A 12,805-nucleotide genomic window follows, 5' to 3' on the forward strand; every position below is an offset into this window, starting at 1 on the left:
CGAAACGGCGCCCCCGCGGACTCCGCTCCGGGGCGACGTGCAAGGTTCCCTGTTCGTCCCATTCCTGGGCAACCGGTTTTCCCGCCCCGCGGGGTCCCGGGCAGGCAGGCCCGGGACCCCGCGGGGCCCGGCGTCATCCGGCGGGCTTCTCCGAGTCCGTCCCCGGCCGGGCCTTTTTCCACTCGCCCCGGGTGAAGTCCGGGATCGGCAGAGGCGCGCCCTTGGCCTTGATGGACAGATGGCTCAGCGGCACCGGCGCCGTCCAGACCGCCGCGTCGTACACGTCGAAGTCGGGCACCAGCCCGAGCCGCATGCACTGCATCAGGCGGAACACCATGATGTAGTCCATCCCGCCGTGGCCGCCCGGCGGATTGGCGTGCTCCTTCCACAGCCAGTGGTCCCACTCGGCGTACTTCGCGAAGTCGTCCCACTGGTGGTCGGTGTTCGTGGGCTCCAGATAGATCCGCTCCGGGTAGTCCTCGAACACGCCCTTGGTCCCGCCGAGGCTGTTGATCCGCGAGTACGGGTGCGGCGACGACACATCGTGCTCCAGCCGGATCACCCGGCCCTTGGCGGTCTGCACGAGGCTGATGGTCCGGTCGGCCCCGATGTACGACTCCTTCCAGCTCGGGTCGCCCGCGGGCATGTGCTCCTCGCGGTAGGCGGCGAGACCCAGGGGGGTGGTGCCGACACTGCTGATGCTGACGACCCGGTCACCCCGGTTGACGTCCATGTAGTTGGCGACCGGACCGAATCCGTGGTTGGGGTAGAGGTCACCGCGCAGCCGGGTGTGCCACAGCCGCCGCCACGGGCCCTCGTAGTAGTCGGGGTCGAACATCAGCTCACGCAGATCGTGGTTGTAGGCCCCCGCGCCGTGCTGCAGTTCGCCGAAGAGACCCGCGTGCGCCATGCGCAGCACCCGCATCTCGTTCTTGCCGTAGCAGCAGTTCTCCAGTTGCATGCAGTGCCGCCGGGTGCGCTCGGAGAGATCCACGAGCTGCCACAGCTCGTCCAGGCGCATCGCGATCGGGCACTCCACCCCGACGTGCTTGCCGTTCAGCATCGCCGTCCTCGCCATCGGGAAGTGCAGCTCCCACGGCGTCACCACGTAGACGAAGTCGATGTCCCCGCGCTTGCAGAGGTTCTCGTAGTCGTGCTCGTCCTTGGCGTAGATCGCGGGGGCGGGCTGACCGGCGGCCGTCACCTTCTTGGCGGCCTTCTCCGCCTTGTCCCGGACCGTGTCGCACACCGCCTTGACCTGGACGCCGGGGAGGGCGAGGAAGAGGTCGATCATGCTGTCGCCGCGGTTGCCGAGCCCGATGATCCCGACCCGTACCGTCGAGCGCCGCTCGAAGGGCACGCCCACCATGGTGCGGCCCTGCCGGGCGGGCGCGGCCGCCACGGCTTCGGGTGCGACCGGGCCGGAGGCCGACGCGGTGCCGCCGCCCAGAGCACCGAGCCCCAGTCCGGCTCCGGCCACGCCCGCCGTGGTCCACAGCACCGAACGGCGGCTCGGGTCCTGTCGTCCGGCCTCGTCGGCGCTGCCGTCGTGCGGGGAGAGATCCCGCGGTTCCGGTGCGGGCCGGGCGTCGTCGTTCATCGAGCCTCCAGGTGGGGTTGGCGGTCCAGACGTGCGCGAGCAGCACCGGTCCCCGGGCAGGAACGCCTGCGGGGAGCGGGTCTCGGTAAGGACCCTGGAGGGTGAGGTTGACGTTGCGCAAGAGAACTATGTGGACTCTCGTCACCAAACCTTGGACTTTTGTTCTCCTACGCGAAAACCCCGACTGGTGCAACCAGTTGGGGCCTTCGAGCGCTCAGTTGTGAGCCTTTCTCAGCGCCTTCGGGGCGCTCGGCGGACGGGTGGCCGGGTGGCGCGCTCCAACGCGATCAGGGCCGATCGGTAGGGGTGTCCGGTGGCCCGTTCCATCCCGATCTCGCACATCCTGTTCGCCGACAGGTAGAGGTCGTAGGAGCGGCTGCCGACCTCCGCCGCCTCCTTGGCCGTCGCCGAGTCGGTCAGCTCCTTGTGCAGCATGCCCCGGTCGCCCGCGAAGGCGCAGCACCCCGCGTCGTCCGGCACGGTGACCTCCTCGGCGCAGGCGGCGGCCAGCACGCCCAACTGCCGCTCGTCGCCGAGGTGCTGCATCGAGCACGTCGGGTGCACGACGGCCGCGCCGGTCCGCTCGGTGACCGTCAGCTCCGGCAGCAGCTCCTCGGCCGCCCACACCAGCGAGTCCACGACCGTCAGCTCCTCGTGCAGCTCCCGGTTGTCCGCAGTGAGGTGGGGCACCACCTCCTCGGCGATGCCGAGCGTGCAGGAGGAGGCGTCGACGACCAGCGGCAGCGTCCCGCCCGCCGTCCAGCCCCAGGCGGCCTCCACGATCCGGTTCGCCATGACCTCGTTGCCCTCGGCGTACCCCTTGGAGTGCCAGATCGTCGCACAGCAGGTGCCCGCCACGTCCCCGGGAATCCACACCGGCTTCCCGGCCCGCCCGGACACCGCCACCACCGCCTCGGCCAGCGAGAGCCCCGGCCCGTCGTCGGGCCCGCCGAAGATCCGGTTGACGCACGCCGGGTAGTAGACGGCACTTGCCCCGGCCCGGGTCGTGGGCGGCAGCCGCCGGGCCGCCGCGCCGGGGATCTGCGGCAGCCACTCCGGTACGAGACCGGGGCGCACGGCCTTGCGGGCGAGACGTGTCAGCGCTTGCAGCGGCCGGTCGCCCACCCGCTCCCCGAGCGCGTCGGCGGCCGCCACGGCGAGCCGGGCAGAGGCCTCCACCACCCGGAAGTTCTTCGCGGCGAGGGCGGCGACCCGCTCCTCGCGCGGCGTGTGCCCGCGGTGCCGGAAGTCCTTCATCATCGCCCCGGTGTCGATGCCGACCGGGCAGGCGAGCTTGCATGTGGAGTCCCCGGCGCAGGTGTCCACCGCGTCGTAGCCGTAGGCGTCCAGCAGCCCCGTCTCCACCGGCGAGCCGTCGGCCTGGCGCATCATCTCCCGGCGCAGCACGATGCGCTGACGCGGCGTGGTCGTCAGGTCCTGGCTGGGGCAGGTGGGTTCGCAGAACCCGCACTCGATGCACGGGTCGGCGACCGCCTCCACCTTCGGGATGGTCTTCAGCCCCCGCAGATGGGCTCGTGGGTCCCGGTCCAGCACGATCCGCGGGGCGAGCACCCCCGCCGGGTCGATGACCTGCTTGGTGCGCCACATCAGCTCCGTGGCGCGCGGTCCCCACTCCCGCTCCAGGAACGGGGCGATGTTGCGGCCGGTGGCGTGCTCCGCCTTCAGCGACCCGTCGAACCGGTCCACGACGAGCGCGCAGAACTCCTGCATGAACGCGTCGTACCGCTCGACGTCCGCCGGCTCCGCCGCGTCGAAGGCCAGCAGGAAGTGCAGGTTGCCATGGGCGGCGTGACCGGCCACCGCGGCGTCGAACCCGTGCCGCGACTGGAGCTCCAGCAGCGCCCGGCAGGCGTCGGCCAGCCGGGCGGGCGGCACCGCGAAGTCCTCGGTGATCAGCGTGGTGCCCGAGGGCCGGGAGCCGCCGACCGCCGTGACGAACGCCTTGCGGGCTTTCCAGTACCCGGCGATCGCGGCGGCGTCCCGGGTGAACGTGTTGGTCACCGACGCCGCCGGACGGACCAGGTCCAGACCGGCCACGACCGCCTGGGCCGCGCTCTCGAACGCCTCCTGCCCCGCCTCGTCGGCCGCCCGGAACTCCACCAGCAGCGCCGTCGTCTCCCGGGGCAGCGCCGCCCAGTCCGCCGGAACGCCCGGCACGCTCACCGAGGCCCGCAGGGTGTTGCCGTCCATCAGCTCCACCGCGATGGCCCCCGCCTCGTTGAACCGGGGCACGGCGGTCGCGGCGGCGGCGAGGGAGGGGAAGAACAGCAAGGCGCTGGAGACGCGCCGCTCCAGCGGCAGGGTGTCGAAGACGGTCTCGGCGATGAAGCCGAACGTCCCCTCGGAGCCCACCATCAGCCCGCGCAGGATGCCCACCGGCGTCGCCCCGTCCAGGAAGGCGTCCAGGCGGTAGCCGTTGGTGTTCTTGATCGTGTACTTGGCGCGGATGCGGGCGCTCAGCTCCGCGTCCGCCTCGATCTCCGCCTTCAGCCCCAGCAGCCCGGCGCACAGCTCCGGTTCGGCGCGGGCCAGCTCCTCGTCGGCGGCCGGACCGGCGGTGTCGACCACGGTCCCGCTCGGCAGGACGAAGGTGAGCGAGGCCAGCGTGCGGTAGGAGTTGCGGGTGGTGCCCGCGGTCATCCCCGAGGCGTTGTTGGCGACGACCCCGCCGAGGGTGCAGGCGATGGCGCTCGCCGGGTCGGGCCCCAGCAGCCTGCCGTACCGGGCGAGCGCGGCGTTGGCCCGCAGCACCGTCGTCCCCGGCCGGATCCGGGCCCGCGCGCCGTCGTCCAGCACCTCGGTCCCGGTCCAGTGACGGCGTACGTCGACGAGGATGTCCTCGCCCTGCGCCTGGCCGTTGAGGCTGGTGCCCGCGGCCCGGAACACCACGGCGCGGCCGTTGTCGTGGGCGTAGGAGAGGATCGCGGAGACGTCGGCGAGGTCCTTCGGGACCAGGACGACCCGGGGGAGGAAGCGGTAGGGGCTGGCGTCGGAGGCGTACCGCACGAGGTCGGACACCTTCCACAGCACCTTGTCCGCGCCGAGCAGGGCGATCAGCTCGGAGCGCAGCGGCTCCGGGGTGCCGCCCGCACTGCGGTCGGTGACCCGGTCGGGGGCGGGGGCCCGTGCCGTACCGGCTCGCAGGGCTTTCGGGTCGGGTTCCAGCAGCGGCATGGCGGCGGTCTCCTCGGCTCGGTGCTCAGCAGTGCCGCTCCGGCATTCCGTCGACCAGAGCGGACAGCAGCCCGCCGAGCACCTCGCGCTGATCGGCGGTCAATGGAGCCAGGATCTCCTCCGCGGCCGCCCGGCGCGCGCTGCGCAGGGACCGCAGCGTGGCGCGCCCCTCGTCGGTGATCTCGACGCGGACCACCCGGCGGCTGTCGGGGTCGGGGGCGCGGCGGACCCGGCCGCTCGTCTCCAGGGCGTCGACCAGCGTCGTCACGGCGCGCGGGACCACCTCCAGACGCTGGGCGAGATCCGCCATCCTGGGGGCCGCGTCGTACTGCGCGACCGTGCGCAGCAGCCGGAACTGGGCCGGGGTGATCCCGATCGGCTCCAGCTGGCGGCTCTGGATGCGGTGCAGCCGCCGGGTCAGCCGCAGCAGCTGCTCGGCGAGCATGCCGTCGGTGTCGGAGGAGCCCGAGGAGCTGGAGGATGTGGCGGAGCCAGGGGCGCCGGGGGAGCTGGCGGAGCCGGGGGTACCGGAAGCGGCGGGGGGCGCGTCGACGGGGGCGGGGGAATCGGGGGCGTCCATACGGGAACAATATCAGGACCTTGTTCATTGTGAGTACAGGTGACAATGAGCTAGGCTCTCCATGTGCGCGATTCCGGTCCGCCCGGCCGCGCCCCACGCCCGACGAAGGAGCCCATGAAACCCGACGAACCCACCTGGACGCCCCCGCCGGAGGGGTCCGGCCGCCCGCCCGCCGAAGTGCCCCGCATCCTGCGCCTCTTCCGCCCCTACCGCGGCCGCCTCGCCGTGGTCGGTCTGCTCGTCGGCGCCTCCTCCCTGGTGTCGGTCGCCTCCCCGTTCCTGCTGCGCGAGATCCTGGACACCGCCATCCCGCAGGGGCGTACGGGGCTGCTGACCCTGCTGGCGCTCGGCATGGTCCTCACCGCTGTGATGAACAGCGTCTTCGGCGTGCTCCAGACCCTGATCTCCACCACGGTCGGCCAGCGCGTCATGCACGATCTGCGCACCGCCGTCTACACCCAGCTCCAGCGGATGCCGCTCGCCTTCTTCACCCGCACCCGCACGGGCGAGGTCCAGTCCCGCATCGCCAACGACATCGGCGGCATGCAGGCGACGGTCACCTCCACGGCCACCTCGCTCGTCTCCAACCTGACGGCCGTCATCGCGACCGTCGTCGCCATGCTCGCCCTCGACTGGCGGCTCACGGTCGTCTCGCTGCTCCTGCTGCCCGTCTTCGTCGCGATCAGCCGCCGCGTCGGCCGGGAGCGCAAGAAGATCACCACCCAGCGCCAGAAGCAGATGGCCGCGATGGCGGCCACGGTCACCGAGTCGCTGTCGGTCAGCGGCATCCTCCTGGGGCGGACCATGGGCCGCTCCGACTCCCTCACCCGGGGCTTCGCCCAGGAGTCCGAGCGGCTGGTCGACCTCGAAGTGCGCTCCAGCATGGCCGGACGCTGGCGGATGTCCACCATCGGCATCGTGATGGCCGCCATGCCCGCCGTCATCTACTGGGTGGCGGGCCTCACGCTCCAGTCCGGGGCGACCGCCGTCTCCCTCGGCACGCTCGTCGCCTTCGTCACCCTCCAGCAGGGGCTGTTCCGCCCGGCGGTCAGCCTGCTCTCCACCGGTGTGCAGATGCAGACCTCCCTCGCACTCTTCCAGCGGATCTTCGAGTATCTCGACCTCACGGCCGACATCACCGAACCGGAGAAGCCGGTCCGCCTGGAGAAGATCCGCGGCGAGATCGCCTTCGAGCAGGTCGACTTCAGCTACGACGAGAAGAACGCCCCGGCCCTCACCGGCATCGACGTCACCGTCCCGGCGGGCGGCAGCCTCGCCGTCGTCGGCTCCACCGGCTCCGGCAAGTCCACCCTGAGCTATCTGGTGCCCCGGCTGTACGACGTCACCGGCGGCCGCGTCACGCTCGACGGGGTGGATGTCCGCGACCTGGACTTCGACACCCTCGCCCGCGCGGTCGGCGTGGTCTCCCAGGAGACGTACCTCTTCCACGCCTCCGTCGCCGACAACCTCCGCTTCGCCAAGCCGGACGCCACCGACGACGAGCTGGTGGCCGCCGCCCGCGCCGCGCAGATCCACGACCACATCGCCGCCCTGCCCGAGGGGTACGACACCCTCGTAGGCGAGCGCGGGTACCGCTTCTCGGGCGGCGAGAAGCAGCGCCTGGCCATCGCCCGCACCATCCTGCGCGACCCGCCGGTGCTGATCCTCGACGAGGCGACCAGCGCCCTCGACACCCGTACGGAACACGCCGTGCAGGAGGCGATCGACGCCCTGTCCGCCGGACGCACCACCCTGACCATCGCCCACCGCCTCTCCACCGTCCGCGACGCGGACCAGATCGTCGTCCTGGACGAGGGCCGGGCCGCCGAGCGCGGCACCCACGAGGAACTGCTGGCGCGGGACGGGCGCTACGCGGACCTGGTCCGCCGCGACGCCCACGGACCCCTCAGCCCGGCGCCGGTCTCCTGACCGGCCCCCGCCCCGGCGCCCCGGGGAGACCGGCGCCACGCCCGTACGGCATGATCGCCGCGCATGGAAGCTCTCCTCGGGGTGGCACTCCCCGGCTACCGCCCGGTGGACACCGGCACCTGGCTGAACGACTTCGGCGACGTGCTGTCGCTGCACCACTTCGACCTGCCGCCCGACCTGCCCGCCGCACTCGACGACGGCCCGGCCCTGCGCCATCGCCTCACCCACATCACCGCCCAGGCGGGCGGCGGACTCGTGGAGGCTGCGGTGAAACGGCTGGGCGGCCTGCCCGCCCTGCGCCAGATAGTCAAGCTCCCCCTCCCGGGACAGCCAGGCGGCCAGGCGTTCCTCGGCAGCTTCACCGTGCCGCGCGCCGGGTGCAGCACGGTGGTCAAGATCCAGGCGGCCGAGCGGGGGATGACGGGGATGCGGGAGGCCGTGGTGCTGGCCAGGCTCGGCCCCGCCCAGTACTTCCGCCCCCACCCCTACGCACCCGAGGTCCAGGGCGGGCTGCCCTTCCACGCGGCCGACCACGCCCGGTGGGACGCGGAGTTCCCGGACCATCCGCTGACCCGGGTGCGCGGGACGCTCGACACCCTCGTGGAGACGGTGACGGTCGCGCCCGCGTTCGGCGCACTGCCCCCGTTCACCGGCCCCGCCCCGTCGGGCGGCTGACGCCGGCCCGCCCCGCACACACGGCGGCGCCGCCGCTCCCGTGGGACGGGGAGCGACGGCGCCGGGCGGAGCTGTGGTCAGACGAGCCAACCCACGAAGTGGACGACACCGGCCAGCAGGTTGGTCAGGAAGTTCATCTGGTCTTTCTCCTTGTACATGGTGCATGTGTGGGACTGCGCAGTAGCGGTCTGCAGCCCGTTGACTGCGCTCTGCAATCATCACTCCCCGGACGAGTGAAGAGCAACGAATCCCCTGACGATCACGCGTTCCAGCGAACACCCGATCCCCTGTTCGCCTGTTCTGTCGTGCGGGCGTTCTGGTCGCGCCGTACGGCGTTCGTGTCGCCCGGGGCCGACGCCTGCTCGGGCTACCGGCCGCAGCTCACGGCCCGGGTTAACGTGCCCGCATGGTGAACGAGTCCCCGGACGCCCGCCCCCGCCCCCGCCGCAGACTCCGCCCGACGCGCCGAGGCAAGGTGGTCCTCGTCGTCGGGGCCCTGCTCGTCGTGTCGGCCGCCGTGCTGATCCCGCTGGCCCTGACCGGACCGGACGAGGAGAAACAGCAGGCGCAGAACACCCTGGTCATCCCGGAGGGGCGCCGCGCCTCCCAGGTGTACGAGGCCGTCGACCAGGCGCTCGACCTGAAGCCGGGCAGCACGCTCAAGGCCGCCCCCACGGTGGACCTGTCCCTGCCCGGCCAGGCCGAGGGCAACCCCGAGGGGTACCTCTTCCCGGCCACCTATCCGCTCGACGCCGACACCACCCCGTCCGGCCTGCTGCGCTACATGGCCGAGACCGCCCGCAAGCACTTCGCGGCGGACCACGTCACCGCGGGGGCCCAGCGCAACAATGTCTCCGTCTACGACACCGTCACGATCGCGAGCATCGTCCAGGCCGAGGCGGACACGGACGCCGACATGGGCAAGGTGGCGCGGGTCGTCTACAACCGGCTGCTCAAGGACATGCCGTTGCAGATGGACTCCACCCTGAACTACGCCCTGCGGCGCTCCACGCTGGACACCAGCGCCGAGGACACCCGGATCAAGAGCCCCTACAACAGCTACGAGCGCAAGGGCCTGCCGCCGTCCCCCATCGGCAACCCGGGCGAGGCGGCCCTGAAGGCGGCGATCAGCCCCACCCCCGGCCCCTGGCTGTACTTCGTCACGGTCGGCCCCGGGGACACCCGGTTCACCGAGAGCTACGACGAGCAGCGGACGAACGTCGAGGAGTTCAACCGCAACCGCCGCGCCGCCGCGTCCAGCTGACCACCGCCCGAGGTCTCCCGGCGGCCGCGCCGGCGCCAGGGGTGTCCTCCCGGTCGGGCCGGGGCACCCCTACGCCGGTACGGCCGCCCCGGACTCCCGGGCCGCCTGCTCCCCACCCGTCTCCTTCAGCAGCCGGACCACCGAGCGCACGGCGGTGCGCCCCGCCCGGTTGGCGCCGATGGTGCTGGCGGACGGCCCGTAGCCGACGAGGTGGACGCGCCGGTCGCGTACGGCGCGGGTGTCCTCGACCCGGATGCCGCCGCCCGGCTCGCGCAGCCGCAGTGGCGCGAGATGGTCGACGGCGGGCCGGAAGCCGGTCGCCCACAGGATCACGTCCGCCTCGACCCGCCGCCCGTCGTCCCACTCCGCCCCGCCCGGGGTGATCCGGTCGAACATCGGCAGCCGGTCGAGCACGCCCCGCTCCCGGGCGCTGCGTACCGCGTCGGTGACGGCCAGTCCGGTCACGCTGACCACGCTGCGCGGCGGCAGCCCGTTGCGTACCCGCTCCTCCACCATCGCCACGGCCGAGCGACCCCACTCCTCGGTGAACGGCCCCTCGCGGAAGACCGGTTCGCCGCGGGTCACCCAGAAGGTCGCCGCGGCGTGCTCGGCGATCTCCATCAGATGCTGCGTTCCCGACGCGCCGCCCCCGACCACGATGACCCGCTGCCCCGCGAACTCCCGCGGTCCCGGATAGTCCGCCGTGTGCAACTGCCGCCCGCGGAAGGTCTCCTGGCCCGGGTAGCGCGGCCAGAACGGCCGGTCCCAGGTGCCGGTCGCGTTGATGAGTGCCCGGGGGGCGTACGACCCCTCGGAGGACTCCACCAGCAGCCGGCCGCCGGTCCCCTCCCGTACGGCGCTGACCTCGACCGGGCGGTGCACCCGCAGGCCGAAGCGGTCCTCGTAGGCCGCGAAGTAGGCCCCGATCACCTCGGAGGAGGGCCGGTCGGGGTCGGCCCCGGTGAGCTCCATGCCCGGCAGCGCGTGCATCCCGTGGACCTTGCCGTACGTCAGGGAGGGCCAGCGGAACTGCCACGCGCCGCCCGGCCGGGGGGCGTGGTCCAGCACGACGAAGTCCTCGTCCGGCTCCAGCCCGGCGCGGCGCAGATGGTAGGCGGCGGACAGTCCCGCCTGACCCGCGCCGATCACCACGACGTCCAGCTCGCGGGCCGCGGACCGCTGACGCACCCCAGAAATGTTCACGCTTCTACTAACTCGTCGGGCGTCCGGGATCTTCCCGGACGCCCGACGGCCACCACCGGCACCGCCCTGCGGCTCAGCGGCCCCCGGCGACCAGCAGCGGCGCCCCGCCGGGAGCCGAGGCCGGACGGTTCTCGCGGCCGCCCGCCCCGTGCAGCAGCGGCGACGCCGGTACGGTCGGCAGCAGCCCGCGCCGGGCCAGCTCGGGCGTGACGCCCTCACCGAACCAGTACGCCTCCTCCAGATGCGGATATCCGGACAGCACGAAGTGCTCCACACCCAGCGCGTGGTACTCCTCGATCCGGTCCGCGACCTCGGCATGGCTCCCCACCAGCGCGGTCCCGGCCCCGCCGCGGACCAGGCCCACACCCGCCCAGAGGTTCGGCGCGATCTCCAGCTTGTCCCGGGAACCGCCGTGCAGCGCCAGCATCCGCTGCTGGCCGACCGACTCGCTCCTCCCCAGCGCCTGCTGCGCGGCCGCGACGGTGTCCGGGTCCAGATCGCCCAGCAGCCGGTCCGCCGTCGCCCACGCCTCACGCGAGGAGTCCCGCGAGATGGTGTGCAGCCGGATGCCGAACCGGACCGTACGCCCCTGCTTCTCCGCGAGACCCCGGATCCAGTCGGTCTTCTCCTTCACGGCGGCGGGCGGCTCACCCCAGGTCAGATAGACGTCGGCATGGGCGGCGGCCACCGGACCGGCCGCCGCGGACGACCCGCCGAAGAAGACCTCCGGCAGCGGGTCCGGCGGCAGAGCGGTCAGCCCGCCCTCGATCTGGTAGTGCTCCCCGTCGAAGTCGTAGGGCCGACCGCTCCAGGCGCCCCGGACGACCGACAGGAACTCCGCGGTGCGCGCGTAGCGCCGGTCGTGGTCGAGATGGTCCCCGAACCGCCGCTGCTCGGTCGAGTCGCCCCCGGTGACGACGTTCAGCAGCAGCCGCCCCCGGGTGATCCGCTGATAGGTCGCCGCCATCTGCGCGGCGAGCACGGGCGAGATCACCCCCGGCCGGAAGGCCACCAGGAACTTCAGCCGCTCGGTGTGCTGGGCGAGCGCCACCGTGGTCAGCCAGGCGTCCTCGCACCAGGTGCCGGTCGGTGTCAGCACGGCCTCGAAGCCCAGCTGCTCGGCCGCCTTGGCGATCTGCGTCAGATACTCGATGTCCGGGGCGCGCACCCCGCTCACCGGGGTGATCCGGTCGCGTTTGATGCCCCCGTCGGTGTAGGCGTGCCGGTCGACCAGCGTACGGCCGTCGCCGCCGGTGGGCAGGAACCAGTGCAGGTGGACGTTCATGAGGAAGCCTTTCCGTAGCTGCGGGGGGCGGTGGTGGACGGGGGCAGGTCACGGTTGAAACGGGTGTCCACGTAGTCCTTGAAGGCGAACCTCCGGGGAATGAGGCCCAGTTCGGCGAAGGTGTCGGCGATCTCCTGCTCGGAGGCGACGGCGGCGGCGTCGACCGCCACCGGGACGCGGGTGCCGTAGGAGCGCTTCACGGCGTCCAGCGCCACCTCGTAGGGGAGACCGGTCTCCTTCGCCCAGACCTCCGCCCACTTCTCCGGGTGCTCGAAGACCCACTTCTGGGCTCGCTGGAGCCGCGTGAGCAGGTCCCCGATGGCCCGGGACTTCTCCGGGTCCTTGAGCGCGGCCGGCGAGGCGACCTGGAATCCGAGACCGTTGACGACGCCTTCCCCGGTGGTCAGCACCCGGGCGTCGGCCGTACGCAGGATCTGCGAGGTGTACGGGTCCCAGATCGCCCAGGCGTCGACCTTGCCCCGGCTGAACGCGGCCAGCGCGTCGGCCGGCTGGAGGTACTTCAGCTCCACGTCCGCGATACCCAGCCCCGCCTTCCGGAGCGAGGCGACCAGCTGGAAGTGGGCCGAACTGCCCTGGGCGACCGCGATGGACCTGCCCTTGAGCTGCTCGGGCCGCTTCAGCGGCGAGTCCTCGGGCACGACGACGGCCTCTCCGGCCGACGAGCCGTGGGTGGCGCCGACGACCGTGATGCGGGAGTCCGACCCGGCGGCGAAGACGGGCGGGGTGTTGCCGACGCTTCCGATGTCCACGGCCCCCGCGCTGACGGCCTCCAGCATCGGCGGCCCGGAGGTGAACGTGGACCACTTGACGCGGTAGTCGAGATCGTCGAGCTCTCCGGAGGCGCGCAGGATCGCCTCGGAGCCGCCCTTCTGATCACCGACGTCGAGGGTCAGGCTGCCCTTCCCGTCGGTGCTGCCGCCCGATCGCGCGGAGGAGGCCCCGCCGCAGGCGGTGAGGAGGAGGGCGAGGGGCAGGAGAAGGGCGGGCAGGGTACGGCGTTTCATGGTGGTTCTCCGTGGTGTTCGGGGAGGGGTGCCGGGCGGCGGGAGGTGG

General features: G+C 72.5%; 10 protein-coding genes. 3 read left to right on the forward strand and 7 right to left on the reverse strand.

Features of this window, described 5'->3' with window-relative positions:
- Positions 1 to 133 precede the first annotated feature (133 nt).
- From ACIRRU_RS15175 to ACIRRU_RS15185, 3 genes are all read right to left on the reverse strand, one after another.
- A complete protein-coding gene (locus tag ACIRRU_RS15175; protein ID WP_403680164.1) occupies positions 134 to 1,600 on the reverse strand; it encodes a Gfo/Idh/MocA family protein in 1,467 nt (488 codons plus the stop codon).
- 231 nt (positions 1,601 to 1,831) lie between these two features.
- Positions 1,832 to 4,795: an FAD-binding and (Fe-S)-binding domain-containing protein gene (locus tag ACIRRU_RS15180; protein WP_403680167.1), complete on the reverse strand. Its 2,964-nt coding sequence runs from the start codon at positions 4,793 to 4,795 to the stop codon at positions 1,832 to 1,834.
- A 25-nt stretch (positions 4,796 to 4,820) separates the two neighbouring features.
- Positions 4,821 to 5,375 carry a MarR family winged helix-turn-helix transcriptional regulator gene (locus ACIRRU_RS15185; protein ID WP_403680170.1) on the reverse strand — a complete coding sequence of 185 codons (555 nt, stop codon included), beginning with the start codon at positions 5,373 to 5,375 and terminating at the stop codon, positions 4,821 to 4,823.
- A 114-nt stretch (positions 5,376 to 5,489) separates the two neighbouring features.
- Here ACIRRU_RS15185 and ACIRRU_RS15190 point away from each other — a divergent pair, with 114 nt between their 5' ends.
- Positions 5,490 to 7,304, forward strand: coding sequence for an ABC transporter ATP-binding protein (locus tag ACIRRU_RS15190; RefSeq protein ID WP_403680172.1), 1,815 nt, complete (start codon positions 5,490 to 5,492; stop codon positions 7,302 to 7,304).
- A gap of 63 nt (positions 7,305 to 7,367) precedes the next feature.
- Positions 7,368 to 7,979, forward strand: a complete 612-nt coding sequence (locus tag ACIRRU_RS15195) for a hypothetical protein (RefSeq protein WP_403680175.1) — start codon at positions 7,368 to 7,370, stop codon at positions 7,977 to 7,979.
- Positions 7,980 to 8,056: 77 nt separating this feature from the next.
- On the opposite strand, the gene ACIRRU_RS15200 is transcribed toward ACIRRU_RS15195, so the two are convergent.
- The gene (locus tag ACIRRU_RS15200; protein ID WP_363202311.1) at positions 8,057 to 8,194 is read right to left on the reverse strand and encodes a hypothetical protein; all 138 of its coding nucleotides are present in this window, start codon (positions 8,192 to 8,194) and stop codon (positions 8,057 to 8,059) included.
- Positions 8,195 to 8,385: 191 nt separating this feature from the next.
- Between ACIRRU_RS15200 and mltG the strand changes: the two genes are divergently transcribed.
- Positions 8,386 to 9,243 (forward strand): endolytic transglycosylase MltG, encoded by an 858-nt coding sequence (gene mltG, locus ACIRRU_RS15205; protein WP_403680178.1) that lies wholly within the window; start codon positions 8,386 to 8,388, stop codon positions 9,241 to 9,243.
- A 69-nt stretch (positions 9,244 to 9,312) separates the two neighbouring features.
- Here mltG and ACIRRU_RS15210 read toward each other — a convergent pair whose 3' ends face one another.
- From ACIRRU_RS15210 to ACIRRU_RS15220, 3 genes are all read right to left on the reverse strand, one after another.
- On the reverse strand, positions 9,313 to 10,446 hold the full coding sequence (locus ACIRRU_RS15210) for an FAD-dependent oxidoreductase (protein ID WP_403680181.1): 1,134 nt from the start codon (positions 10,444 to 10,446) through the stop codon (positions 9,313 to 9,315).
- Positions 10,447 to 10,519: 73 nt separating this feature from the next.
- Positions 10,520 to 11,731: an LLM class flavin-dependent oxidoreductase gene (locus ACIRRU_RS15215; RefSeq protein WP_403680184.1), complete on the reverse strand. Its 1,212-nt coding sequence runs from the start codon at positions 11,729 to 11,731 to the stop codon at positions 10,520 to 10,522.
- Positions 11,728 to 12,756 carry an ABC transporter substrate-binding protein gene (locus tag ACIRRU_RS15220; protein WP_403680187.1) on the reverse strand — a complete coding sequence of 343 codons (1,029 nt, stop codon included), beginning with the start codon at positions 12,754 to 12,756 and terminating at the stop codon, positions 11,728 to 11,730. The genes ACIRRU_RS15215 and ACIRRU_RS15220 overlap by 4 nt, the downstream gene beginning before the upstream one ends.
- Positions 12,757 to 12,805 lie beyond the last annotated feature (49 nt).

This window comes from Streptomyces sp. NPDC101181, from assembly GCF_044767975.1.
GTDB lineage: Bacteria > Actinomycetota > Actinomycetes > Streptomycetales > Streptomycetaceae > Streptomyces.